Origin of the sequence: Chryseolinea soli, from assembly GCF_003589925.1 — a bacterium.
GTDB classification, from domain to species: domain Bacteria; phylum Bacteroidota; class Bacteroidia; order Cytophagales; family Cyclobacteriaceae; genus Chryseolinea; species Chryseolinea soli.
Genome location: NZ_CP032382.1, coordinates 4,764,797 through 4,789,999, shown reverse-complemented (window position 1 = coordinate 4,789,999; position 25,203 = coordinate 4,764,797). Strand labels below are relative to the sequence as shown.

The 25,203-nt window shown below is 50.9% G+C and carries 21 protein-coding genes; 11 read left to right on the top strand and 10 right to left on the bottom strand.

Going from position 1 to position 25,203, the window contains the following annotated elements:
- Positions 1–76: 76 nt before the first annotated feature.
- Both D4L85_RS20355 and D4L85_RS20350 read right to left on the bottom strand, forming a co-directional pair.
- On the bottom strand, positions 77–2,644 hold the full coding sequence (locus D4L85_RS20355; protein WP_119756033.1) for an ABC transporter permease: 2,568 nt from the start codon (positions 2,642–2,644) through the stop codon (positions 77–79).
- 10 nt (positions 2,645–2,654) lie between these two features.
- On the bottom strand, positions 2,655–3,347 hold the full coding sequence (locus tag D4L85_RS20350; protein ID WP_119756032.1) for an ABC transporter ATP-binding protein: 693 nt from the start codon (positions 3,345–3,347) through the stop codon (positions 2,655–2,657).
- Between the two features lie 102 nt (positions 3,348–3,449).
- On the opposite strand from D4L85_RS20350, the gene D4L85_RS20345 reads away from it, so the two are divergent.
- From D4L85_RS20345 to D4L85_RS20330, 4 genes are all read left to right on the top strand, one after another.
- Positions 3,450–4,043 carry an arylesterase gene (locus tag D4L85_RS20345; RefSeq protein ID WP_228450550.1) on the top strand — a complete coding sequence of 198 codons (594 nt, stop codon included), beginning with the start codon at positions 3,450–3,452 and terminating at the stop codon, positions 4,041–4,043.
- 411 nt (positions 4,044–4,454) lie between these two features.
- On the top strand, positions 4,455–5,189 hold the full coding sequence (locus D4L85_RS20340; protein WP_119756030.1) for a (Fe-S)-binding protein: 735 nt from the start codon (positions 4,455–4,457) through the stop codon (positions 5,187–5,189).
- A gap of 3 nt (positions 5,190–5,192) precedes the next feature.
- The gene (locus D4L85_RS20335) at positions 5,193–6,584 is read left to right on the top strand and encodes a lactate utilization protein B (RefSeq protein ID WP_119756029.1); all 1,392 of its coding nucleotides are present in this window, start codon (positions 5,193–5,195) and stop codon (positions 6,582–6,584) included.
- Positions 6,581–7,180, top strand: a complete 600-nt coding sequence (locus D4L85_RS20330; protein WP_119758874.1) for a LutC/YkgG family protein — start codon at positions 6,581–6,583, stop codon at positions 7,178–7,180. Before D4L85_RS20335 ends, D4L85_RS20330 begins: the two co-directional genes overlap by 4 nt.
- Here D4L85_RS20330 and D4L85_RS20325 read toward each other — a convergent pair.
- The 3 genes from D4L85_RS20325 to D4L85_RS20315 all read right to left on the bottom strand — a co-directional run bounded on the left by D4L85_RS20325 (position 7,177) and on the right by D4L85_RS20315 (position 9,991).
- The gene (locus D4L85_RS20325; protein WP_119756028.1) at positions 7,177–7,887 is read right to left on the bottom strand and encodes a hypothetical protein; all 711 of its coding nucleotides are present in this window, start codon (positions 7,885–7,887) and stop codon (positions 7,177–7,179) included. The two genes, D4L85_RS20330 and D4L85_RS20325, sit on opposite strands and share 4 nt — an antisense overlap.
- 123 nt (positions 7,888–8,010) lie before the next feature.
- Positions 8,011–8,664: a hypothetical protein gene (locus tag D4L85_RS20320; RefSeq protein ID WP_119756027.1), complete on the bottom strand. Its 654-nt coding sequence runs from the start codon at positions 8,662–8,664 to the stop codon at positions 8,011–8,013.
- Positions 8,665–8,875: 211 nt separating this feature from the next.
- Entirely contained in the window at positions 8,876–9,991 is a 1,116-nt protein-coding gene (locus D4L85_RS20315) for a hybrid sensor histidine kinase/response regulator (RefSeq protein WP_119756026.1), read from the bottom strand.
- A 570-nt stretch (positions 9,992–10,561) separates the two neighbouring features.
- On the opposite strand from D4L85_RS20315, the gene D4L85_RS20310 reads away from it, so the two are divergent.
- Together D4L85_RS20310 and D4L85_RS20305 are read left to right on the top strand one after the other, a co-directional pair.
- Positions 10,562–10,894 (top strand): thioredoxin family protein, encoded by a 333-nt coding sequence (locus D4L85_RS20310; RefSeq protein WP_119756025.1) that lies wholly within the window; start codon positions 10,562–10,564, stop codon positions 10,892–10,894.
- 129 nt (positions 10,895–11,023) lie between these two features.
- On the top strand, positions 11,024–12,493 hold the full coding sequence (locus D4L85_RS20305; RefSeq protein WP_119756024.1) for a sigma-54-dependent transcriptional regulator: 1,470 nt from the start codon (positions 11,024–11,026) through the stop codon (positions 12,491–12,493).
- 147 nt (positions 12,494–12,640) lie between these two features.
- Here the strand turns inward: D4L85_RS20305 and D4L85_RS20300 are convergent, their stop codons facing one another.
- Positions 12,641–13,378 carry a carbonic anhydrase family protein gene (locus D4L85_RS20300; protein ID WP_228450548.1) on the bottom strand — a complete coding sequence of 246 codons (738 nt, stop codon included), beginning with the start codon at positions 13,376–13,378 and terminating at the stop codon, positions 12,641–12,643.
- 36 nt (positions 13,379–13,414) lie between these two features.
- Positions 13,415–15,115 carry a T9SS type B sorting domain-containing protein gene (locus D4L85_RS20295; RefSeq protein WP_160143876.1) on the bottom strand — a complete coding sequence of 567 codons (1,701 nt, stop codon included), beginning with the start codon at positions 15,113–15,115 and terminating at the stop codon, positions 13,415–13,417.
- 471 nt (positions 15,116–15,586) lie between these two features.
- Between D4L85_RS20295 and D4L85_RS20290 the strand changes: the two genes are divergently transcribed.
- Positions 15,587–16,075 (top strand): hypothetical protein, encoded by a 489-nt coding sequence (locus D4L85_RS20290; RefSeq protein WP_119756021.1) that lies wholly within the window; start codon positions 15,587–15,589, stop codon positions 16,073–16,075.
- 24 nt (positions 16,076–16,099) lie between these two features.
- Here D4L85_RS20290 and D4L85_RS20285 read toward each other — a convergent pair whose 3' ends face one another.
- Both D4L85_RS20285 and pdeM read right to left on the bottom strand, forming a co-directional pair.
- Positions 16,100–17,293, bottom strand: coding sequence for a CapA family protein (locus D4L85_RS20285; protein WP_119756020.1), 1,194 nt, complete (start codon positions 17,291–17,293; stop codon positions 16,100–16,102).
- A 22-nt stretch (positions 17,294–17,315) separates the two neighbouring features.
- Positions 17,316–17,954 carry a ligase-associated DNA damage response endonuclease PdeM gene (gene pdeM / locus D4L85_RS20280; RefSeq protein ID WP_160143875.1) on the bottom strand — a complete coding sequence of 213 codons (639 nt, stop codon included), beginning with the start codon at positions 17,952–17,954 and terminating at the stop codon, positions 17,316–17,318.
- Between the two features lie 172 nt (positions 17,955–18,126).
- On the opposite strand from pdeM, the gene D4L85_RS20275 reads away from it, so the two are divergent.
- The gene (locus tag D4L85_RS20275; RefSeq protein ID WP_119756018.1) at positions 18,127–19,539 is read left to right on the top strand and encodes an inorganic phosphate transporter; all 1,413 of its coding nucleotides are present in this window, start codon (positions 18,127–18,129) and stop codon (positions 19,537–19,539) included.
- 36 nt (positions 19,540–19,575) lie between these two features.
- On the opposite strand, the gene D4L85_RS20270 is transcribed toward D4L85_RS20275, so the two are convergent.
- Positions 19,576–22,029: a ligase-associated DNA damage response DEXH box helicase gene (locus D4L85_RS20270; protein WP_119756017.1), complete on the bottom strand. Its 2,454-nt coding sequence runs from the start codon at positions 22,027–22,029 to the stop codon at positions 19,576–19,578.
- A gap of 80 nt (positions 22,030–22,109) precedes the next feature.
- Here D4L85_RS20270 and D4L85_RS20265 point away from each other — a divergent pair, with 80 nt between their 5' ends.
- The 3 genes from D4L85_RS20265 (at position 22,110) to D4L85_RS20255 (ending at position 25,202) form a co-directional block, all read left to right on the top strand.
- Entirely contained in the window at positions 22,110–22,976 is an 867-nt protein-coding gene (locus tag D4L85_RS20265; RefSeq protein ID WP_160143874.1) for a MerR family transcriptional regulator, read from the top strand.
- 181 nt (positions 22,977–23,157) lie between these two features.
- Positions 23,158–23,658 carry an RNA polymerase sigma factor gene (locus D4L85_RS20260; protein ID WP_119756015.1) on the top strand — a complete coding sequence of 167 codons (501 nt, stop codon included), beginning with the start codon at positions 23,158–23,160 and terminating at the stop codon, positions 23,656–23,658.
- A gap of 50 nt (positions 23,659–23,708) precedes the next feature.
- Positions 23,709–25,202, top strand: coding sequence for a phytoene desaturase family protein (locus tag D4L85_RS20255; protein ID WP_119756014.1), 1,494 nt, complete (start codon positions 23,709–23,711; stop codon positions 25,200–25,202).
- Position 25,203 lies beyond the last annotated feature (1 nt).

Sequence of the window (25,203 nt, the reverse complement as noted above, 5' to 3'; positions counted from 1 at the left end):
GATTCTAACCGCCCCGTCATCAAAGACCGGCCAAAACTTCACGTCCTCCTTGGATCTCAGCGGCTTGTGGCTAAAATCAGCCTTCCTTCCGCAAGACCTGCAAGGGAGGCGTACTGATCACTTCCCGCGAATTGAACCACCCGATCAACACCGTCAGCACGACCACGCCAAACGCAATGATCCCCAACTCCGCGGCATCGAATGCAAAGGTGATCTCGAAGAAGAATTTGGTCAGCAGCCATCCGCCGCCCAACGACAAGATCATCCCCGTCAGGGCAGAAAACAACCCGAGCCAGGCGTATTCGATCAAGGTGATCTTCGTGATCTGCCAGGTGCGCGCGCCAATGGTGCGCAGCAACACATTTTCGCGGATGCGCAAAAACTTGCTGTTGATGACGGCCCCGGCCAGCACAATGAGTCCGGTGATGATGCTGAACAATGCCAGGAAACGAATGACCAACCCAAGCTTATCGAATAATCCATTCACCGTGCTCAGAATAAGCCGCAGATCGATCAACGAAACATTGGGATATTGTGTCACCAACTGCTGCTGAAACGCGTTAGCTTGCTGTTGTTCGTCGATGCGCGTCGCCGTTACAAAGATCTGTGGCGCATTCTCCAACACGCCTTTGGGAAACACGAAAATGAAGTTGGGTGGATCTTTTGGCCAATCCACTTTTCGTATGCCGGCAATGCGCACCTTCACGAGCACGCCCTGCACGTCGAACACCAGCGAATCGTTCAACTTCACATCCAGTGATTCTTCCATGCCTTCCGAAATGGTTACCCAAACAGAGTCTTTACCATCTTTTTTGTGTTGCAGCTCTCCTTTCAGCAATTCTTCCGAATGGGTCAGGCTATCGCGATAGGTCACACGATATTCACGCGTCAGCGCCCAATTGGGGATTTTGTCGGTGGTGTCGGTCTGCAGGATGTCCGTCGGTTTGCCCTTCAATTCGTTCAGGCGACATGTGATGATGGGAACTACTTGATTTACTTTCAACTTGTTGTCCTCCATCAATTTTAGCACGCCTTCCTTTTGCGCGGGTTGTATATCAAAGAGAATGGTGTTTGACTGATTTTCTTGTCCCGTAAACTCCACCTGCCCCAGCATACTTTCCTCGACAATATTAAGGATCGAAATGATAAAAGCGCCTAGCCCTATCGTGACCATCAGCACGCGCGTTTGGTTGTTGGGGCGGAATAAGCTCGACAAAGAATGCCGCACGATGAACCCGGCGCGGGAAGGGAAAAATTTCCGCACGGCATATAACAACCCGGCGGCCACCAAGGCAAGACACGCCAAGGCCAACACAAGTCCCAGAAAGAAGAACAATCCAGTCAACACGTTTTTGGTTTGATAGGCGGCAAAGCCCATGGGAAAGAGCGCGATGAGGATCAGTGTGACAATGCGTGTCTTCGAAAATCTTCCCGCAGTCTCCGGTCCGGAACGCAACACGGTAAGGGGTGGCACAAAACGCACCGATATCAACGGCAGGATCGAAAACAACACCGACACCAACGTGCCAATGACCAACCCCATCAACAACGAAGACCACGACAACGAGAAGCCTACCTCAAATGGAATAAATCCTTTTAGGAAATACGGCAACACCTGTTGAATACCCACCCCAATGGCCGCACCGGCGATGCTGGCCAAAATGCCCAGCACAAAGATCTGAATGAAATAAATATTGAATGCCTGCCACCCCGAAGATCCCACGCAACGCAACACCGCCACTTCCTCACGTTTCTCGCGCGCATAGATATGCACCGAACTGGCCACCCCAATGCAGCCCAACACCAACGCGACAAACGCCAGCAGTGAAAAGAAACGGTAGATGGAAAGAAAACCTCTGCCCAATCCCTCCTTTCTTCGCTCCACAGTCTCATAGGAATAGCCCGCCCGTTTTATGACGGGGTCGAGTTGTTTTATCATGGCCTCCGTCTGTGCGTCGCTGCCGGTTTTGAAAAAGCGTTTGTAATTCACACGGCTGCCGTATTGCACCAGCTTGGTAGAGTCCAGTGCCTTCATCGAGATATACACCGACGGCGTAAACGACGCCATGATGCCGCCTCCACCGGGGATTTCCGTTACAACGCCTGCTACCTCCAATGTACTTTGACCGATGCGGATCGAGTCTCCCGAGCTCACCTCATATTGACTGGCCAGCGTCTCGTCCATCATGGCAAAGTTACCCTCCTTCATCTTCTCGTAGATGTTCGCCGGCTTGGTTTTTATTTGACCGTAAAAAGGAAAGGGTCCCGACAACGCCACAAGCCGGATCAACCGGGACTGCCCGTTGTTCAAAAATAAAACCATCGACGCCATATCGGCTTCGTTGGCTTGTTCCAGTTTTGTAGAATCGAACGCGGCGATGATCTTGCTGTCAAATTTCTTGTCGCCGTTCACAACCAGGTCGGCGCCGACGAGTTCTTTGGCATTGCGGTCGATGTCACTTTGCAAGGTGTGGTTGAACGAATCCAAAGCCACCACGGCTGCGATACCCGTCACTAATGAAGCAGCAAAGAGCATGAGCCGCGAAAAATTGTGGCGGGCATCGCGCCAGGCCATCCGCCAAACCCAGCGGTCCTTAAAGATGGAACGCGTTTCGCGTTTCAGTTTGATAATATATTCGATCATAGCGGCGAAGTCAGACGGTTTCCATTTGGTGGATCTCCTCCACCAACTTTCCACCCCGCATGCGCAAGATGCGCTGCGTGCGTTGGGCAAGTTCGAGGTTGTGGGTCACCAGCACCAAGGTTGTGGCGTTCTCTTTGTTCATGCCAAATAATAGTTCCGTCACCGAATGGGCGTTCTCTTCATCCAGGTTGCCGGTGGGCTCGTCGGCAAACAAAATCTTGGGGTCGGTAATAAATGCCCGGGCAATCGCCACGCGTTGTTGCTCGCCACCCGAAAGCTGCGAGGGATAGTGATGCGAGCGGTCGGCCAACCCAACCCTGCCCAACAACTCCCGGGCCTTGGAGGCCACGTCGCGTACGCCGCGGAGTTCCAGCGGCACCATCACGTTCTCCAGGGCCGTCAGGGTGGACAGCAATTGAAAATTCTGGAAGACAAAGCCCACATACTGGTTCCTCAAATAGGCCCGGTCGTCCTCGCTCATGGCGTTGAGTTTGAAACCCATCACCGAAATCGCGCCCGACGAAGGTGTGTCCAGCCCTGCGCACAATCCCAGCAACGTGGTTTTGCCGCTCCCCGAGGGACCGATAATGGCCAGTGAATTTCCCTGGTTCACCGAAAACGACACATCGTCCAGCACCGTCAGTTGCTTGTCGGCCGACCGGTATGTTTTTGTTAAATGCTCTGCCTGAAGAATGGTTGACATGATTTTTGTTGTATCAATAATGAAACTAAAGCGTTATTACCGTAAAATTGTTTCAGTTTAAACGTAAACACAACGGAGTTCGAAGATATGGTCGTAAAAAAGATGTTGATTATTTTAGTGATGGCCTTCTTTACGGCCCCTCCGCCCGCCAAAGTAATTCTTTTTTATGGCGACAGCCTTACCGCTGGTAACGGATTGTCCGTCGACGACGCTTTCCCGGCCCTCATTCAAAGGAAACTAACCGCCGATGGCAAAGCCGTAAAAGTGATCAACGCCGGTCTCAGCGGCGAAACCTCCGCCGGTGGACTGGCCCGCCTGGATTGGGTGCTGCGTCAACCTGTCGACATCCTGGTGCTGGAACTTGGTGCAAACGATGGATTGCGTGGTCTGCCCCTGGACCAAACCGAAAAAAATCTGCAGGCCATCATCGACAAAATGAAGGCGAAAAATCCCGCCGTCAAGATCATCGTGGCCGGCATGATGGTGCCCCCCAACATGGGCCCCGACTACACCACCAAATTCCAGAAGATCTTCCCCGACCTGGCCAAGAAAAACAAGGCAGCGCTCATCCCCTTCCTGCTGCAGGATGTGGCGGGCAACGAAAAGCTCAACAACCCCGACGGCATCCACCCCAACGTGGAAGGCCACAAGATCGTCGCCAAAAACGTACTCAAAATATTGGAACCGCTGCTGTAGCCCTGCACATCGACCAGGATCACAGCATAAACTAAAATCACCGGGCGGCCCCCTCGGAGGCCTCGGGCCGGGCTATCCGTTACAAGTCCGCCCATCCCTTATTCCCAACCACACTGAAACCCGACTATCCATTTGCTGGCGTCCCGCCAACAAATCACACGTCCTATTCCCACCGCACTCCGGGCTTTCCACTCCTATCCCTGGCCGAACACCTCACCCCAATCCAACTCACCATCGCCGTTGTGTCCGAATCCCTAAATATTTTTTAATACAATCCCACCGGGAAGACACATCTCAAAAAAACTATCAAAACGCCATAGAAAAGGATCGTAAAGGATGCAAACTTTGCAAATAACTCCTATACTTACCCCAAGGTAGCCTTACCGCTACCGTTGAAAAATACGAACTGAAATGAAGGTCGCCATTTTTATACCGTGCTACGTGGACCAGTTCTATCCGCAGGTAGGCATTGCCACGCTGCAGTTACTCGAAAAACTCGGCGTAGAAGTTCACTATCCTGAAAAACAAACCTGCTGCGGCCAGCCCATGGCCAATTCGGGTTTCGAAGATCTCGCCGCAAACTGTAACGATCTGTTTGTTGAAAATTTCTCCGGCTACGATTATATCGTCTCCCCTTCGGGCAGCTGCACCCTCCACATTAAAGATCATCTCCACGTCGAAAAACACGAAGCGGAAGCCGCGCACATCCGCAGCCGCATCCTGGAGCTCACAGAGTTTTTGACCGACGTGCTGAAGATCGACAAATTGCCCGCCCGCTTCCCACACAAAGTTGGCCTCCACCAAAGTTGTCATGGACAGCGCGGCCTGCACACTTCGCAAATGTCGGAGCTCGTCGCGCCGGGATTTTCCAAGCCACAGCACCTGCTTCGTCTCGTGCAAGGACTGGAACTCATTTCCCTCGACCGCGCCGACGAATGTTGTGGTTTCGGAGGAACGTTCTGTGTGGGCGAAGAAGCGGTGTCGGTAAAAATGGGAAAAGACCGCGTGGCCGACCACCTGCATCATGGCGCAGCCTACATCACCGGCGGCGACATGTCGTGCCTCATGCACCTGGAAGGCATCTTGCGCCGTCAACACAGCACCACCAAAGTGATACACATCGCCGAAATATTAAACGCCGGATAAGTGATGGAAGCAACCGCGGAACCCAAAACAAAGGACCACGCCGCCCTGGCCGACACCTTCAACAAAGACGAAGCCCGTGTGGATTGGCACGACAAAACCCTTTGGTTCATCCGCCAAAAGCGCGACAAGGCGGCATGGCAAATACCCGACTGGGAACACCTGCGCGAAACCGCATCCCAGATCAAACACAACGTGCTGAGCAACCTGCACCACTACCTCGAGACGTTCGAGAAACAAGCCCAACAAAACGGCGTCACGGTGCATTGGGCAGCCGATGCCGAAGAACACAACCGCATTGTGCACGGCATCATTCAGAAAACCGGCATCACGCGGGTTGTCAAGAGCAAATCCATGCTCACCGAAGAATGTCATCTCAATGACTACCTGGCCGCACAAGGCATCGACGTGGTAGACACCGACCTAGGCGAGCGCATCGTGCAATTGGCCGGCGAGCCCCCCAGCCACATCGTGTTGCCTTGTATCCACTGGAAGAAAGAAGAGATCGGCCAACTCTTTCACAAACACCTGGGAACCCCCGAAGGTAACAGCGACCCGCAGTTTCTTGCTGCCGCCGCGCGTGTGCATCTTCGCGAACGTTTCATGACCAGCCCCGTGGCCATCACGGGGGTGAACTTCGCCGTGGCCGAAACCGGAGAGATCGTAGTCTGCACAAACGAAGGCAACGCCGACTTGGGTGTGCAACTGGCCGATGTGCACATTGCCTGTATGGGCATCGAAAAAATTATTCCGCAACGAAAACACCTCGGTGTGTTTCTCCGACTGTTGGCCCGCAGCGCCACCGGTCAACCCATCACCACCTATTCCAGTCACTTCCGCAAACCCAGACCTGGCCAACACATGCATATCGTGCTGGTCGACAATGGTCGTAGCGAGCGGCTGGGCAGCGAGGATTTCAGGAACGCCCTGAAATGCATCCGCTGCGGCGCCTGCATGAACACGTGCCCCGTGTATCGCCGCAGTGGTGGCCACAGCTATCACTACGCCATCGCGGGTCCCATTGGCTCTATCCTCGCACCGGGTTTGGACATGAAAAAAAATGCAGATCTTCCCTTTGCCTCCACGCTGTGCGGATCGTGCTCGAACGTCTGCCCCGTAAAAATCGACATCCACGACCAGCTCTATAAATGGCGCCAGGTGCTGGCAAAGAATGGCTACGTCAGCGAAACAAAGAAGACCGGGATGAAGGGCATGGCCTTTGTGCTTTCCAGTCCCGGACTATACCGGTTCTCCGGCGCCATCGGGCGTTGGTTCTCCCGATACCTTCCCTTCATGGTCAATAATTCGTTAAACCCTTGGTATAAACAACGCGAAATGCCGCAGGCACCCAAGGAATCATTTGGCGAATGGTATCGCAAAAACAAAAAGAAGTCATGAGCAGTCGCGAACAGATATTGGCCAACATCAAAAAAAATCAACCGCCCCTGGTGTCGCTGCCGGCAGCAACCCAATCCACAACGTCAGGCCTACCGGATGAAAGGGTTCACAAATTCGTCACCGTGCTGCAAGCCATCGGGGGCCAGGTTGTGCCGGTAAACAGCTGGGACGCTATTGCCGCATACGTTTCAAAGCAATTTCCACCACCCGCACGAACGATCAATCTCGTTCAGGAGTTGGCCAACGATCATCCCCTTGCCGTCCTGGAAAACGATCCGCATCAATTGGAAAGTGTAACGCTTGCCCTTCTAAAAGGGCATTTCGCCGTAGCTGAAAATGGAGCGGTATGGATTACCGACACCCGCCTGGGCGATCGCGCGCTTCCCTTTATCTGCGAACACCTTGCCCTGATCGTTCACGCCGACGCGATTGTGCCCACGATGCACGATGCCTACGAGCGTATCGCCGGCGAGGCGCCTTATGAATTCGGAACCTTCATAGCAGGCCCCTCGAAAACGGCCGACATTGAGCAGTCACTGGTGCTCGGCGCACATGGAGCAAAGACCCTTACATTGTTTTTGTTGTCCGGGAACTAGCGGCGCGTGGAATACGTATCGGGGCGTCTAAATTTTTCCAGCTTTTCGCGCCGTAGCATAAAACTCAGGGCAAAGTAAAAAACGTTAGCGTCAATGTTTTGATACGGATGGACCACCACGCCATTGGCATCGGTCTCGGCAAAGTTGCTATTGTAGAATTTCGAGACATAGTATTTGAATTTGAGATTGGCGTCGTGCGGCAACTGAACGCCCACAAAGAGACCGTGTTGAAAAAGATTCATGCGATCGCTGAACCACCGGTTGAATTTGTCCTTCTTATCACCTTCTACAAACGTTTTTTCCTTATAGTTGAACGCCAACTCGACTTCATAGCCGGCATACACAAATGTACTGCTCATGTCGCCAAACTTAAAGGCGAAGGGAATGCCTATGTTATAGCTGCGTGCTTTTTTTCGGGTATCCGTTCCGGGAAGGTCATAGATAAAGCCAACGTTGCGAAGGGTGAAGCCTGAGAAAAACCCAAAGTGTTCATTTTGATCGGCATGTATCCACATTTGCGCATTGAACACCGGTGAAAATCGAAGCGGTGTTCCCTGTTCGGATTGATCTATCGAAAGATGAGCCAAAGAAAAAATAAGCTCACCTCCTGTCGTAACGTAAGGTTTAATTTTCTTACCGCTGTTTTCCTGGGCCAGGGCAAGCGATAAGGTCGTGGCACATAAAAAGATGAGGAAGCTTTTTTTCATAGGCAAGTATATAAAGCCACAGATAGGCGCGAACATGCATTCCTTCAGACAAGTTAGCATCCTTTACGCTTTATAGCAACTTGCAGATCGCTGGCCGGAACCTTTTTGTCGGTACCGGCTGGGTTACTGGCAATTGGTCTGCAGGAATTTCAGAAGGCTTTCGTAGTTCTCTTCAATTTTGGGTGTGGTCATGAGCAACTTGCGCCGGTAATAGTCCACCAGTGCGGAGAACCGCTTGTTCCGGTTCAGCATCGCCGCCACCGTGCCAACCACGGGACGCTCGATGATGTCATTGAGAAAAAGATTGGCCGGACGTTCGTCGCGATTTAATTCTTCATCGAGGCGAGCGGCTGAATAGAATGCATTAAAAAAGGGTAACATCTTGGATTCGACGATGTCCTCAAAAATAAAAAGCGAGGCCTCTACATCTCCGATGGTCTTCACCAGCAGGTGGTCTTCGTCAAGCCCCAGGTTTCGCAGATTGGCACCAATGGTTGGATTGCAACCATAAAGCTTCTCCGGGCAACCCAGGAATGGATTGGCAATCATGTTGACGGAATTGACACGCACATAAAAGTACGGCGTTATCCGCAACATCCGATCTTCCACGGTCGTCGATAAATACACCTGGTTATATCCGAATAGCGTGCCCCTATGAAAGAGCATCGCGTTCTCCTTTTTTTTGAAACTGAACCCCGCTGGCTTCAGAACCAGGTTCACCTTCTCCAGGAAATAGCTGCTCTTCCCTCCCAGATCAAAATGATGCTTTCTCTTCATGTATCCGCTCGTTGTATCGTCCTGGCAAATACGGCGGTGAAACTGAAACTATATTTCAGTAGCCTTTTCTATTGCTAACCAGATGGCCAAACGCAGGTCCAGATGTAATCTTTACATGCAATCGCAGGGTGGATTTGTCTTGACGAATAAATCACGGCCAGCCTTGGCCGGAAGACGAGCATTACGGTCAAAGGGCGCCAGAGAAAAAAAATCAAACTGGATGACTCGCCAACTGCGGATGCATCTCCGGAAGCCTGATAATGGCTTCGGTGCCCTTGCCGCCTGGGCTTTTCAGTTCGATGGTGCCGTGAAGCTTTTCGGTTATTTTCTTGGCGAGGTAAAGGCCCAGGCCTCCGCCCTTTGAATTATAGGTGCCTTTATAAAACGCATCGAATACCTTCGACAGTATATCTTCGTTTATACCGATGCCATTGTCGAAGAGGCAAAAAAACAATTCGTCGTTGGCCTTGTAAACGACTATGCGGATCTCCTTTTCGATCTGGCTGTCGCTCATATAGAGGATGCTGTTTTCGATGAGCGTTTCCAGCAGCGATTTTATCAGCTTACGGTCCGTCTGCATGATTTGGATCGTGTTGTCATCCATCAGCACTTCGATGCCCCGGCTTTGAATATCCTCCTTGAACCCGAACAGGATCTCACGGACGATCTCATAGATGTCTACGGCCTCCAGTGTCACCTGGTCTCTCAAAACTTCGCTTAAGCACTGCACCTTATTAAGCGTCCGGTCCAGCTTCAGTGTTACTTCCTCAATGAGAGAAAGATACTTTGTAGTCATCTCAGGAGACTGGTCCAGCTTGATCATGTTGAGCAGACCGAGTTGGGTGGAGATGGGTCCTTTCAGATCGTGATAGGATTTATAGAAAAATGTCTCCAGGTCCTGGAGCGCCCTGGTCCACTGATGCTCGAGCTCTTTCCGTCTTCGCTTCAGGGTGTAAAAGGAAAGACATTTCTCCAGCAGCGTAAACAGTTCTTCTCTTACCCAGGGTTTGCGGATGAAATAAAAAACACTCCCCTTGTTGATGGCCAGGATGATGCTCTCCGAATCGGTATAGCCCGTCATCAGTAGTCGGATGCAATCCGGGTATTCCCGTTTCACAAGTTCCAAAAAGTCAACGCCTGACATCTCGGGCATGCGTTGGTCTGTAATGAGTACTTGCACGGTTTGGCTACGCAGAATCTCAAGCCCTTCTTTGGCCGACAATGCTGTGAGAATGTTATAATGTTTTTTAAACGTCGTTTTAAATACGATCAAATTTTCATTCTCATCGTCAACATATAGTATGGTAAAAGGATGTTGAGCTTGCATAGCTATGGGGTAAGCGTAACCATACGTGGAGTCGTTAGATCTGAGAAAACTTTTGGGAAGGGCGGGCGAACAACAAAACTACGCCAAGTACTTGTTGAATATAGAAAGTAAAAAGCAAAAGAAGAAGGATTAATCTTTGTCCTTTGCAAGGACTCAACGACTGGATCTCGCGAACGCATGCTCTTTCTGTGCCATCGCACACGGCTTATAAATCTCATTTCGATATGTTTTTTTTAACGCTTCATTACAAGGATCAGGCCCAAACATAATAATCTGATTATCAATAAATTAACACAGTTTTAAGACTTTCATGCCAACGAAATATCGTTGGTTCGTCGGAATTTCGTCGGTCCTATTGCATCGGTAATGTTCACGGTTCATACACATGCCGTCATGCCTTGGCGGATTTGTCGCGTGTCGATGTGTACTGGTCGGGCCTATGAAACGAAATTTCGTCGGACGAACGAAATTCCGACGGTCTTCGAGACGATCACCTCTAAAATTTGATTGCAAACGGCATTTTTTACTGGCACAAAATTTATTGAAGGGGTTACGTTAATATCACAAACTATGGGCATACTTCAGATGACCGGAAGCGACATCGAAATTCAGTTCGCCGAAAAAGTGCTGCTCTCCAAGGAACCCGTCCTGGTAGAGTTTTATAAGAACTACAGTGGCTTATCTTTCCTGGCCGAATCGCTCCTGCAGGAATTCACAGACGATTTCAAAGACAAAGTTCTGTTCTACAAAGTCAACCTGGACGAATATCCCTTCTTCGAGCGTACCTATAGCATTTTGGAAATCCCGACGATCCTGTTGTTTAAAGATGGAATGGTTTCGGGTAGCGTGAGCGGTCCTTTTTCCAAAAGCCTGTTGGTGGCCGCAATCTTCGATAAAGTGTAAACCCAAACATCATCTGCCCGGTGAGATCATGCGAAAATTCTTGACCACTCTTCGCGGTTTATGCAAATGAAGGATTGAATTTCTCTAAATTATGTGTTACATTTTAGTGTATTATACAAAGGTTCAATAATGAATACGCTCTTGTATGTTGATGACGAAATTGAAAATCTTACTATTTTCAAATCGCTTTTCAAAAAAGAATACAACATCCTCGTGGCCGCCTCGGCCGCAGAAGCAAAACAGGTCATTAAAGATAACGCCGTAGACCTTATTCTCACCGACCAAAAGATGCCCGATCAAACCGGGCTCGACTTGTTAAAGGAATTGGTGCCGCAATATCCTGACATGGTGCGGATCATCATCACTGGGTACTCTCAAATTGAAACCGTCATCAACGCCATCAACGACGGCAAGATCTTCTACTTCATCTCCAAACCCTGGGATCTGAAGCATTTGCGGAGCATTATCGAAAAGGGTCTGGAATCCAGAAACCTCAAACTCGAGAATGCAAAACTGCTGGAAGAACTGCAGGTCACCAACAAACAACTCCATGAAAAGAATTCCATTCTTCTGGACGCCAACGAAGAGATCAAGAAGCTGAAAGGACGATTGGAACAAGAGAACCAATATTTGCGGCGCGAGATCTCGGCTCACAACAATCCCAGTGAGATTGTGTACGAAAGCAAGATCTTTGAAGAAGTACTGCAAAAAGTCCGTCAGGTGGCCTCCACCAACGCCACCGTGCTGATCACCGGGCAAACGGGTACCGGCAAAGAGTTGTTGGCCCGGGCCATTCACACGATGAGCAATCGCAGCAATCGGAGCATGGTGAAAGTAAATTGCGCCGCGTTGCCCGCCAACCTGATTGAAAGCGAATTGTTCGGGCACGTGAAGGGCGCTTTTACCGGAGCGCTGGTGAACAAGATCGGGCTTTTTGAGCTGGCGGATAAAGGCACAATTTTTCTGGACGAAATCGGCGAACTTCCGCTGGATCTGCAAGCCAAATTGTTGCGCGTACTGCAAGATGGCGACTTCCACAAACTGGGCGATGCCAAGGCCACGCGGGTAGACGTCCGGGTTATCGCCGCCACAAACCGCGATATTGAAGAAGCTGTGAACGTTGGAAATTTCCGGTCAGATCTCTTCTTCCGCCTCAACGTTTTTCCCATTCACAACCCCAGCCTGCAGGAACGGCGTCAGGACATTCCAGCCTTGGTGCATCACTTTGTGAACAAGCATAGCAAGAAGATCGGCAAAGAGATAAAACAGATCTCCTCGGCCACCATCGAACAACTGATGCTTTATGATTGGCCTGGAAACATTCGCGAGCTTGAGAATGTGATCGAACGCCTCATCATTACAAGTCCCGGCAACGAATTGTCTATCGGCGATTGGAAGCCCATCTCCGCCATCAAAAAAGACGATGGCATCTCGATGCTGGAGGCGGAAAAGCTTCACATCATTCGCGTACTCGAAAAAACCAATTGGCGTATCCGGGGAACCGGTGGCGCGGCCGACATTTTAAACCTGAAACCCACCACGCTCGCCTCGCGCATGAAGAAGCTGGGCATCTACGCGCCTCAAAAACCAATAGCTTAAAAAAGAGCCACTGCAAAATAATTGCAGTAGAGAATGCGACCTTTGCCGACGGGTTAATGATTTTTTGTTGTAAAGAGAAGCGCTACTCTTTTGAGTAGCGCTTTTTTTTCTGTCCTCTGTGGATAGCACCGAGAATGTGCATGCAGATCACTGACCTTCCAGAAACTTCACCCGGCCTGTGTTGATGTCGTATAGTGCACCGACGATCTTGATTTTATTCTGCTTTTCAAGGGCTTTCAGAATGGGGCTATTTCCGTGGATGTCGTTCAGGGAAATCTGAACATTGGCGAGGCATACTGCACGGATAAAATCTTGGTTTTCCGGCGCAGGGTCAGTTTCAGTAGCCATGGCATGGTCGACGGCGCGGCGGATCTTGAGAACAAGTGACGTGATGTTGCCTGTGCGCACGTTGTCGATGCCGGCCTTGATGGCCCCACAGTTTTCGTGACCGAGCACCACCACCACCTTTGCACCGGCCACCGCGCAGCCATATTCCAGGCTACCTAGAATATCTTCATTGATCACATTACCCGCCACGCGCGCTACAAAGACGTCGCCGATGCCTTTATCAAAAATATCTTCTACCGGTATTCGCGAGTCGAGGCAGGAGACGATGACCGCCTTGGGAAATTGTGAGCGTGCGGCTTCCCTGACTTGTTTGCTGTGATCGCGGGCTGTCAGGTCGTTTGAACAAAACCGGGCGTTGCCCTCGCGTAGGCTTTGAATGACTTGATCCGGTGTGAGTCGCGATTGTTCGTCGGCGGTGAGCACGGTCTCCACAATCAGATTGTCTTTGCTTTCTTCGCAAGGGGATTTGGAACATGACAGCGTCACGGTGAGCATGCCAAGACAGACGTACGTGAAAACTTTTTTAGATTTTGTCATTTTGATTCCTTTTCTAATTAACCATGCCTGTTGTGTTCATCGGATCAGCAATACCTGACCATATTTTTTTCCATTAAAGGAAAGCTCGCTGCCATCGACAAGACTTCCTTTTAAGGTCCAGGCATAGCTGCCGGCGGGTAGCATGACACCGTTGAAGCTGCCATCCCATCCTTGCTCCGTGACCGATCTCACGTCGCTGGCGTAATACACTCTTCGACCCGATAAGTCAAAAATGGCAAACTGTAGTGAGGCTATGCCGTCACCCCGTATTTTGAACACATCGTTGGAATTGTCGCCGTTGGGCGAAAATACGGTGGGAACAAACAGCGCTTGAACCAGAGGCTTTGGCGGTGGCTGGATCTCATCGTCGATGACAATCTCGAAAGTATACTTCGATTGGTCTCTGCCTCCATGGTCAACTCCACCGTCGTCGGTAAGCGTCACGGTGATCGTAGCGGTACCGGGCATATTCTTCGGTGAATATTCCAGCTTGGCTTGACTCCCTCCCGAATAGAATACCTGCGGTTCATTCAGAAGTTGGTCGTTTGCCGATGCGGTGAGCGCAATGGTTTGGCTGTTCTCCAATGGACCTGGGGTTATGCCGGTCAGAAAAACGATTTGGGTGGTGGCGCTGATCTTCGTGTGTTGGGTTGGCACGAGGTCCATAGTGGGTGGATCGTTTACCGGTTGCAGGGTGATGGCAAATGTTGCTGGTGCGCTGTGATCTTGTCCTCCGTTTGACGTGCCCGCATTGTCGGTAGCCTGAACGGATACGGGTGTGCTGCCATAAACGTTGAGCGCTGGTGTGAACGTAAGGTTCCCCTGGGGGTCGACGGATGGCCCTTCGAGGAAAAGGGTCTGATCGTAGCCGTAGAGCTGAAAGGAAATTTGCTGAAGCGGTTCATTTGTGCCCGCTGACACTTGGGTTGCCCAGGAACTGACTTGCTGTGGCCCGGAGTCTTCCAGTACGGTTATGTCCCCGCCCTTGACAAACGTTGGGGGTTGATTGGAAGGGATCGAAATGAAAAACCGTTGGGGAAGGCTGTGGTCGATCCCCCCGTTGTCTGTTCCACCGTCGTCCACCGCGGTAACCACAACACCGATCTGGCCTGACGTGGTGGGCGCGGGCACGAAAGTTAATGTGCCATGAGCGTCAATAGCAGGCTGTACAGAAAAAAGGGACGCGTCAAATCCGTTTAGTTCAAAATGAACGGTTTGTGCTAACTCGTCCGCTGGTCCTGGGCTGATGTCGGTCGCCCAAGATGGCCAAGTCTGTGGCCCGGCACTGATCGCAGAAAGGGATATGTCCGGTCCTTTCGTGAACGAAGGCGGGTCGTTGACGGGTAGAAATTTAATGTTTATCCTCTTTATGACACTGACTGCCCCGTCGCTGTCTTTTGCATAAACTTCTATGGAGGTAGCTCCATTCACGTTGGGTACTACGGTAAAACTTAAAGTCCCTGCGTTGATGGCGATACTTGAAAAAAAACGGGGGTCGACGCTTGAACTGACTATATGGAAGGAAACGGTTTGTCCCATTTCCGATTCTATCGCGCTTCCGGGACTCCAACCCGCAATGACATTTGGAATTCCTTGCGTGCCAAAATCCTCCACTACCGTAACCGGCGCAGGATCAGTGAAGATGGGTGGTTTGTTAACTTGCCCGAAACTCCGGTTTGACTCCATCAGCACGGCGATTGCGAGCGAACCACACACAAAAAATGAACTTGGTCTCATGCGCATAGCGATTAGGTTTTCTTTTTTCCACTTCCGTTAAAAAGGAAAAGGTGATAACCTCGGTCAACGTCTTCAACGTTGGTTATCACCTTACTTCCACGTCTATAAGTTTGGCTTTATCGAGAACAAAGATCAGGGTAGAGACTGCAATGAGATTGCAGTTTGATTTTTTCTGAATTTTTTTTTGACCCGGAAATCAGAAAATATTACGGGATACTTACCTGGCGACGAATGGGACGAAATATTTGCAACGGTGGGGATGGAGTCGTGAGTCAGAAGCCAGGATGCAGAAATCAACAACCAGTAGTCAGAATTCGGGAGAGCTAGTCAGGGTCAGGAGATGGATGTTGGAATTTCTTGGGTTGGTAGTGGTTTCTCAGGGTGGAGTGGTGTAAAATTCACACGATCTGCGTCATCGCATGATTGTTGGTTTTGTGATACCTTCGTGACGGTACAAAATCATTTTTGATTATGGAAAATGTTGCTAATGCTCGCCTTTCGGATGGGATTGTCAAAGCCATTATACTTGCCGGGTTGCTGGCAGGGACGATGGATATTCTTTCGGCGTTTATTCATTTCTATATCGTCGCCGGTGGGAGTCCGGTGATCGTGCTTCACTATATCGCTTCGGCGGTGTTTGGGAAGGAGGCTTATGCGGGCGGCGCGGGGATGGCCCTGACCGGGTTGCTCTTTCACTACATCATCGCTTATGGGTGGACGGTGTTGTATTTTCTCGCGTTTCCTTATTTATCTTTTCTAGCGAAGAACAAATATGTGTCGGGCGTTTTGTATGGAGCGTTTGTATGGGTCTGCATGAACAAAATTGTGGTTCCGCTCACACTCGTCAAGATGGGCCCCTTTGATGTGGCGAAGGCCGCTTTGCAAATGGGGATTCTGATGGTGTGCATTGGGTTGCCCATTGCCATACTGGCCGACCGCTTTTATAAGCGCGGAAAATAATCTGGCAATGATCTGTGCTATCCGTCAGTGCTGCTGTTCTGTCGGAATCTCTGCAGGGGGCGGCGTCGGCGGGAATCCAGCTCGCTCGGGTACTTCCTTGTTATGCTTTTTATAAAGCTGGCGCGAATCCTCCACGAAGATGCGATAGGCATCGCGCGCGGTCTGCGTCTTCACAATTTCCAGGGCCGCTTTGTCGCCGGGTTGCACAGGGATGATGTAATAATTTTTGTGGGCTTCGGCTGAACGGTAGATCCATTGGAGCCCGTAGGCCGCACTGTCGATGGTGGTGATGGCACTGTCGGGTTTGTAGGTGATCTTGGAGAGCTCCAGGTAGGCCATGCCACCGCCATCCGTGTAGCGCTTCCGTTGGCCGGAAACGAAATTTCCCAACGAATAGGCCACGAATTGATTCTTTTCCTTTCGCCACTCCATCGGCTGGAGCACGTGTGGGTGGGCGCCGATGACCAGGCGGGCACCGTGGGCAAAACAAAAGTCGGTGAGGTCTTTCTGTATTTTCGACGGAAGGTTCTGATATTCTATTCCCCAATGGGTGAACACGATGATGGCGTCGGGGTGCAACGACTGGGCCTTGAGAAGATCCTGGCGGATCACGGCGGTATCGAGCAGGTTCACGATCTTGCCTTTCGGAACGGTAATGCCGTTGGTGCCGTAGGTGTAGTTGAGGAGCGCGAGGGTGAAGCCATTCTTTTCCAGGATGAGGGGCGAGTCGTTGAGACGCGAAACGGTGTCGTAAAATGTGCCGGTGTGGGGGATGTTGAAACTGTCGAGCATCGCCACGGTGCGCTCTATCCCCTTCTTGCCCCTGTCAACGCAATGGTTATTGGCCGTGACCAAGGCGTCAAAGCCAACGTCTTTCAGGGTAACGGCGAGTTGGTCGGGTGAGCTGAATTGCGGGTAGCCACTGTAAGGCGGTCCGCCCAAGGTCACTTCCAGGTTGGCGATGGCCAGATCGGCCGATTCGATGTAAGGCTTTATGTACTGGAAGCAGGCCGTGTAGTCGTAGGTCTTCTTTGTGGCGTCGTAGGCCGCAGCGATCTGGGAGTCATGTCCCATCACATCGCCGGCAAAAAGGAGCGAGAGCCTTGTGGTATCTTGCGACCAGGCGTGACAGCCCGCAAATAAAAATACAAGTATGAGCCAACGCGACGTTTTGAACGATTGAGGCGATTTTGAGGAATTTAGTTTTTTATGCTGCATAGGTTCGATTCAGGTGAGCGCTTTACGTTGGACTTACTTCCATGATTTTATCTTCCAAAATAATAAACACTTTGTCGTTCTTCTTCGGATGGATGCGGGCCAGTCCCGTAAACATCCCGAAGGCGGGCAACAGGCCGGCGCAAGATCCGAAATAAAAACAAGGCAATGTCAACGATTGTCGGCCCTTGCCCCTCAGGTTGACGCCGGGATGGATGTGACCGGCAAGGTTGTAGGCCCCTTCCTCCACTTCTTCCATGGGATGGTGTGTAAAGATGAACGGATCGATTCGGAGCTCGTCATGGAGCAGGATGCCTTTACGACTGTATTGGATCTCGCTCATGATGTCGTGGTTGCCCATGACCAATTCGAAGGAAATGTTGTTGAAATGTTTGACCACCTCACCAAACACTTCCCACTCGGGGTTGTAGTGGCTGTGAAAAAGGTCGCCCAGGCAAATGACCCGTTTGGGATGGGTGGCCTGAATGAGGTCCATCAACAGCTCGATGTTTCGATCGTTCGCTTTTACCGGCAGGGGTATGCCCGACCGGCGAAAATGATTGATCTTGCCCACGTGTAGGTCGGCAACAAAAAGTATGTCTTTTCCAGGCCAAAAAACCGCCTTTTGGGGGTATAGTTTGAGGCGCTCTCCTAAAATCTCCATTTCCATGACCGGGTCAATCTAGTAAATCAAAAATTAATCCGCACAGCCTTTGCCAATCCGCTGAAAACCAGCCAAATGGGACTAATTCGGAGGTTTTCAGAAAAAAAAGTTAACATAGCGATAACATTGTGGACGGGAATTCACCCTAGATTGCACACGGAATAAAAGGTTTATGTTCGAATTAGACTTCGCGTACTCAGCCCTGCTTATCATCTGCCTTATTGCTGCCTGCTCCTTCGAATTTGTTAACGGTTTTCATGATACGGCCAATGCCGTGGCCACGGTGATCTATACCAATTCACTAAAGCCCTGGGTGGCCGTGATCTGGTCGGGCTTTTGCAATTTTATTGGTGTTTTTTGGGGCGGTATCGCCGTAGCGGTAGGCATTATCAACCTGCTGCCGGTGGAGACCCTGGTCGATCAAAATATCGCTCACAGCATATCCATGGTGATGGCCCTTCTGATGACGGCCATTTTTTGGAATTTACTTACCTGGTATTTCGGCATTCCCTGCTCCAGCTCGCATACCCTTATTGGTTCTATCCTTGGCGTTGGATTGGCCTATTCGCTTTTGCCCGAGGCTTCTGGCGATGCGGTTAACTGGGGAAAGGCACAGGAGATCGGGATTTCCCTATTGATCTCTCCCCTGTTCGGGTTTTCGATGACCATCATTTTGATGTACCTGATCCGAACGTTTACAAAGAAAACTTCCTATGGCGACAGCTTGTTCAAGGAGCCAAAGAAAAATCAGCCACCGCCGCTTTGGATCCGGAGCATACTGGTACTCACCTGCTCACTCGTAAGTTTCTTTCACGGCTCCAACGACGGTCAGAAGGGTGTTGGTCTGATCATGCTCATTCTCATTGGCGTGGTGCCGGCCTATTTTGCTTTGGACGAATCCTTCTCTCCCACAAAGTTGCCTGGATCGCTTACCAAGATCGAACAAGTCATCTCCAGTATCGACTCTTCTCATTTGTCCTTGACCGATCGCCGGAATTTACACGAGGCCAAACAGATTAACGATCGGTTAAAGCTGCGCTTTGCCACGCTGAGCGACATTCATGACATACCGAAAACCGAACGTTTCCAGGTCAGAAAAGACATCATGATCATGGATCGCGAACTCACATCCATCTCGAAAAAAGAAGATGTGAAACTCAGTGAAGCCGAAAAGAAATCGTTGAAAGACGAACTTAAAAATGTTCGCAAGGCCACCGACTACTCCCCTACCTGGGTTCTTCTCATGATCTCGCTTTCGCTGGGTCTGGGCACGATGATCGGTTGGAAACGCATTGTGAAAACCGTGGGGGAAAAGATCGGCAAAGAACATCTCACCTATGCCCAAGGTGCCAGCGCGGAGCTTGTCGCGGCCAGCACTATTGGCTTGTCATCTTATTTCGGATTGCCCGTGAGCACCACGCACGTGTTGTCGTCGGGGATCGCCGGTAGCATGGTGGCCAACCGCGGTGTGAAGAACTTGCAGCCCGATACGGTGCGCAATATTCTGATTGCATGGTTCCTTACGTTGCCTGTGGTGATGATCATGGCCGGCACATTGTTCCTCGTGTTCCGCTCTATTTTCTAGATCTCATACGCTATTCGCGTTCACTGAGTTCGTCCACTAGTCTGTGTCGAACTGAAGGGCCATGCGCTTGATGCGGTCTTCCAGTTTTTCGGAGGTTAGTTTCTCGCGCATGCGGTCGACCATGATGGGAAAGGCAAAGGGTGTGGGCATGGCCGGGCGGGTAATGATAATTTTTTGATGCGCGATACGCTCCAAGGCCCTGCGCAACCGCGCTTCCTCCAATTGAAAATCCATCACTTCTTCAAAGGCCTGTTGCAGCAACAGGTTGTGCGCTTCATAATCGTGAAAGACATTGAAAAACAGTTGTGACGAGGATTGAAGATGCCGGTCCTTCACCGGCTTGCCGGGATAGCCTTTGAACACGAGCCCCGATATGGCAGCGATGTCGCGGAACTTGCGCCGCGCCATCTCGGTAGAATTGATGCTCGCTTGGATGTCCTTCAGCAGATCCTCCACCCCCAGCACATTGGTCTCCACCGCTTCTTCGATGGGAATGGGTTGGTCGGAAAGCAATTCAAAGCCGTAGTCGTTCATGGCAATCGAGAACGTGATGGGTTGGATCTGCGCGATGCGGTAGGCCATGAGGGCGGCGATGCCTTCGTGCACAAAACGTCCTTCGAACGGGTACATGAGCACGTGATAGCCTTCGGTGCTTTTGAAATATTCGATGAGAAATTCGTCTTTGGCCGGCAGATGCGAGCGGTCTTTTTGCAATTGAAAAAGCGGTCTTAAAAAAATCAATTCGTCGTCCTTCTCCACGCCCCGGACCACTTCGTCCAGCTTCACGCGAATCATCTCGCTCATTTGCGACGAGAGCGGCATGCGCCCGCCTTGCCAGGAGGGCACTGCGCCTGACTTCTTATTCGACTTGCGCACCTGCGCCTCCATCTCTTTGATGCGCACCAGCTCCAAGTTCCGGCCGGCAAACCAAAAGACATCCCCGGGATTGAGACGCGAGATAAAATATTCTTCGATGGTGCCCAGGTATTTTCCCGACACAAAACGCACGAACAGGGAACTGTCGCCCACAATAGTGCCCACCGAAAGGCGGTGGCGCATGGCGATCATGCGGTTGTCCACTTTATACAATCCCTGCAAGATGATCACCTTGCGGTATTCATCATAGGCTTGCAACGAGTCACCGCCGGTGGTGATAAAATTCAAGAGCCAATGCCATTCGTCTTCGGACACGGATTGATAGCAGAACGTGTTTTTGATCTCCGCGTAGATCTGGTCGGGATAAAATCCATCGGAGACGGCTAGTGTCACGAGGTATTGGATGAGTACGTCGAAAGAACGGATGTAGGGCAACCGATCCTCGACGATCTTTCGGGTGATGGCTTCGCGGATGGCGGCAGCTTCCATGAGCTCCAGCGAATGGGTTGGCACAAAGTAAATGCGGCTGGTGGCGCCAGGTTGGTGGCCGCTGCGGCCGGCGCGTTGAAGAAAACGAGCCACGCCTTTTGGTCCACCCACTTGAATGACCGTTTCCACGGGGCGGAAGTCCACGCCGAGATCGAGGCTGGAGGTGCACACCACGGCTTTCAGCTTTCCTTCGTGAAGTTGTTCCTCCACCCAATTGCGGATCTCCTGACTGATCGAGCCGTGGTGCATGGCGATGAGACCCGACAGCTCCGGTGCTTTGTCCAGCATGCGGTGGTACCAGATCTCGGCAAAGGAGCGCGTGTTGGTGAAGATGAGCGTGGTCGTGCTCGTCTTCACAATGTCGATGACCTTCTGCAAGAGTTGAATGCCCAAGTGCCCAGCCCAGGGCAATTTCTCCAGCGTTTCGGGTAAGAGGGAAACCACTTCCACCTTCTTTTCCAGATCGGAGCGGACGATGGTGTAATTTTTTTCATGATAATAATTTCCCAGCAACGCCTCCAGCGCTTGGTCCATGTTGCCGATGGTGGCGGAGATGCCCCATACTTTCAGGTGTGGTGAGATGGTCTTCAATCGCGAAAGCGCAAGCTCCACTTGCACACCGCGTTTTGATCCCATCAGTTCGTGCCACTCGTCGGCGATGATGGCGCGCAGGTTCTTGAAAAATTCGGGGTAGCCCTTTTGGGCCAGCAGCAGGTGCAGGCTTTCGGGTGTGGTGATGAGCAACTCCGGCGGTTTTTCTTTTTGTTTTGCGCGCTCTTTCACCGACGTATCGCCCGAGCGCACACCCACTTTCCAGGGCAAGCCCAGCCCCTCGATGACGCGTTTGCCCGAAAGTTCGATCTCTTTGGAAAGTGCCCGGATGGGTGTGATCCAGATCACCTGCAGGCCATTGTTCTTTTGTGAGGCAAAGTTGGGATGGTCGCGGATAAATTCCAGCAGGCATGGCACCATCAGCGAATAGGTTTTCCCGCTGCCGGTGGGCGCGTTCACGAGACCGTGCTGCCCGTTCAGGTAAGCCTTCCACGCTGCTTGCTGGAAAGGAAACACTTTCCATCCTCTGGACGAGAACCAATCTTTTCCTATTTTTATAATATCAGGAGCCATGAAGAATAAAAGTATGATTTCCCCGCTTGTCAAAAAACAATTTCCGCACGGGCCGGTTAAAGGAGAGTAAAGGTTGGACGATGGGTAAATATTCTATAAAAGAACTCGAACAGCTTTCAGGAATCAAGGCACACACCATCCGCATCTGGGAGAAGCGTCACAAGATCATTGCCCCCAACCGAACGGCCACCAACATCCGCTTCTATTCCGACGAAGATCTGAAAAAGATCATCAATGTTTCGTTGCTCAACAACAACGGCATCAAAATCTCTAAAATTGCCGACATGTCGCTGGACGACATGAACCGCAAGGTGCTCCAACTTAGCGAACTGAACAACGACGCGATGGTGCACATCGATCAGTTGGTGGTGGCTATGATCGACATGGAGGAGGAATTGTTCGAGAAGATCCTGAACAATCTCATCCTCCGCTATGGTTTCGAAAAATCGGTAACGGAAATCATCTATCCGTTCCTGGAGAAGATTGGCATTTTGTGGCAGACGCATAACATCACGCCGGCCCACGAGCACTTCATCTCCAACCTGATCCGGCAAAAGATCATCGTAGCCATCGACGGATTGCCCCTGCCACCGAAATCGGCCCGGAAGATCCTGCTTTTTTTGCCCGAGGGCGAAATGCACGAACTGAGCCTCCTTTTCTACCATTTCCTCACCCGGAGAAGTGGGTATCGCACCTACTATCTTGGGCAAAATGTTCCACATGAGGACCTCATCTCTGTGTATTCCACACACCAGCCCGATATTTTGCTCAGCAGCATAACATCCGTCCCCAACACCCCTGTGGAGGACTATTTACAGCGTCTGACAAAGGATTTCCCGTTAAGCCCAATTCTTGTGTCTGGCCTCCAAATACAGCGTTTTAAAGGCCAAAAGATCGCCAATGTGCAGACTTTTTCCACGGCAGCAGAACTACGGTTGTTTCTGTAATACTTTCCTTCCAGTGGGCTGATACCCCCGTTTTTGAGCCTTTTATTAAAGGGTGAAATTCATTTGACCGAGAAATTCTGTTTAATATCGTTATATTATCATTAAACAGAATTATTGGTCAATTCTTTGCATTGGGTACGTTTGTTTAAACTTGATTCACCTTTACTTAAACACAATCCAAATGAAAACCCTCGAATTCACCCACGAAATAGCCGGACTGCGCAGCACCCTTCAAACCTTCACACGCCGTTTCACACACGATCGTGACGAGTCGCTGGATCTCGTTCAGGACACGATCCTGAAGGCCCTGACCTACCGCGACAAGTTTCGCGACAACACCAATTTGAAGGGATGGCTTTTTACCATTATGCGCAACACGTTCATCAACAACTATCGGAAAAATCAACGTACAAAAACTTCACACGATACCACCAAAGACCTGTACTTTCTGAATGTCGAAGAAGAGCATACCTTTAACCGGCCGCAGGAGAGCATGGAATTCCGGGAGATCTGGAACAACGTGAATCACTTGAGGGAGGAATTGCTCACACCCTTCAAGATGCACACGACCGGATATAAATATCACGAAATTGCAGCCCATCTGAACATTCCCATCGGCACGGTGAAAAACAGGATCTTTCACGCCCGAAAGGAAATTCAGAAGCGCTTGCATGGCTATTAGTCGCGTCTTGCGGCGACGTGTGAATTAACTTCCCGGAAGGGATTTCATATATGGAGAAGCGCCGCGTAGGCATTATCGGTTCGGGCTTTTCTGGAATTTCGGCGGCTTGTTTTTTGGCGGAGGCAGGGTTTGACGTTACCGTGCTCGAGAAAAATGATTCTCCCGGCGGCCGGGCACGAAAATTTCATGAAGCCGGGTTCACGTTCGACATGGGTCCAAGTTGGTATTGGATGCCCGATGTGTTCGAATCCTTCTTCCGGCATTTCGGAAAACGCGTCGACGAATTTTATCACCTCGTACGCCTCGATCCTTCCTATCGCATTATCTATGACGGGCACGACACGCTGGATGTTCCTGCGGGCGCCGACGCCTTGCGCGTCCTTTTTGAATCCCTCGAACCGGGCAGTGGTGAGCAGCTGAAAAAATTTCTAGCGGAAAGCAAATTCAAATACGACCTCGGCATGCACGACCTGGTATACAAACCAGGGCTATCGTTTACTGAATTTTTCGACGTAACACTGATGAAAGGCTTATTCAAACTTCACGTGTTTGAATCGATCTCGTCCTACATCAAAAAATATTTCAAATCCACCAAACTTATCCAGCTGCTGGAGTTCCCGGTTTTGTTCCTGGGTGCCGCGCCTGAAAAAACGCCGGCACTCTACAGCCTGATGAACTACGCCGACATGGCGCTTGGCACGTGGTATCCCCTGGGGGGCATGCACAAGGTGATCGAGGGGATGGTGTCGCTAGCCACTTCGCTTGGTGTGAAATTTTTGTACAACCGTAACGTTGAGCAGTTGGAGATGAACACGACAAAGACGAAAGGCCTGGTGGTGAACGGAACATTTCAGCCGTATGACTATGTGGTGGCCGGCGCGGACTATCATCATGTGGAGCAGCATTTATTGCCGGCACCCTATCGACGGTATTCAGAAGCCTACTGGCAGAAGCGGGTGATGGCGCCGTCGTGTCTTATTTTTTATCTGGGTGTTCGCAAGAAGATGGACAACCTGCGGCACCACACTTTATTTTTCGATGCGGATTTCAAACAACACGCGGCCCAAATCTACGATGATCCGCAGTGGCCGGCCGCACCTCAATTCTACGTGTCATGTCCCTCCAAAACCGACCCCACGGTGGCACCGGAAGGTTGTGAGAACCTCTTTATTCTTATCCCTGTTGCGCCCGATTTAGATGATTCGGAAGAAATTCGCGAGCACTATTTCCAGATGGTGATGAAACGGCTGGAGAAGTTGACCGGTCAGGACATTCGTGAATATCTTGTGTTCAAGAAGAGTTATGCGCATCGCGATTTTGTTGCCGACTACAACGCGTTCAAGGGCAACGCGTACGGATTGGCCAACACGTTGCTGCAAACGGCAACGTTGAGACCGTCGATCGTCAACAAAAAAGTGGACAACTTGTTTTATACGGGCCAGCTCACCGTGCCGGGGCCGGGTGTGCCTCCGGCTATTATTTCGGGGCAAGTGGTGGCCCGGGAACTGATCAGGAGGCACCCGGGGTTTTCTAAAGTAAATTGAC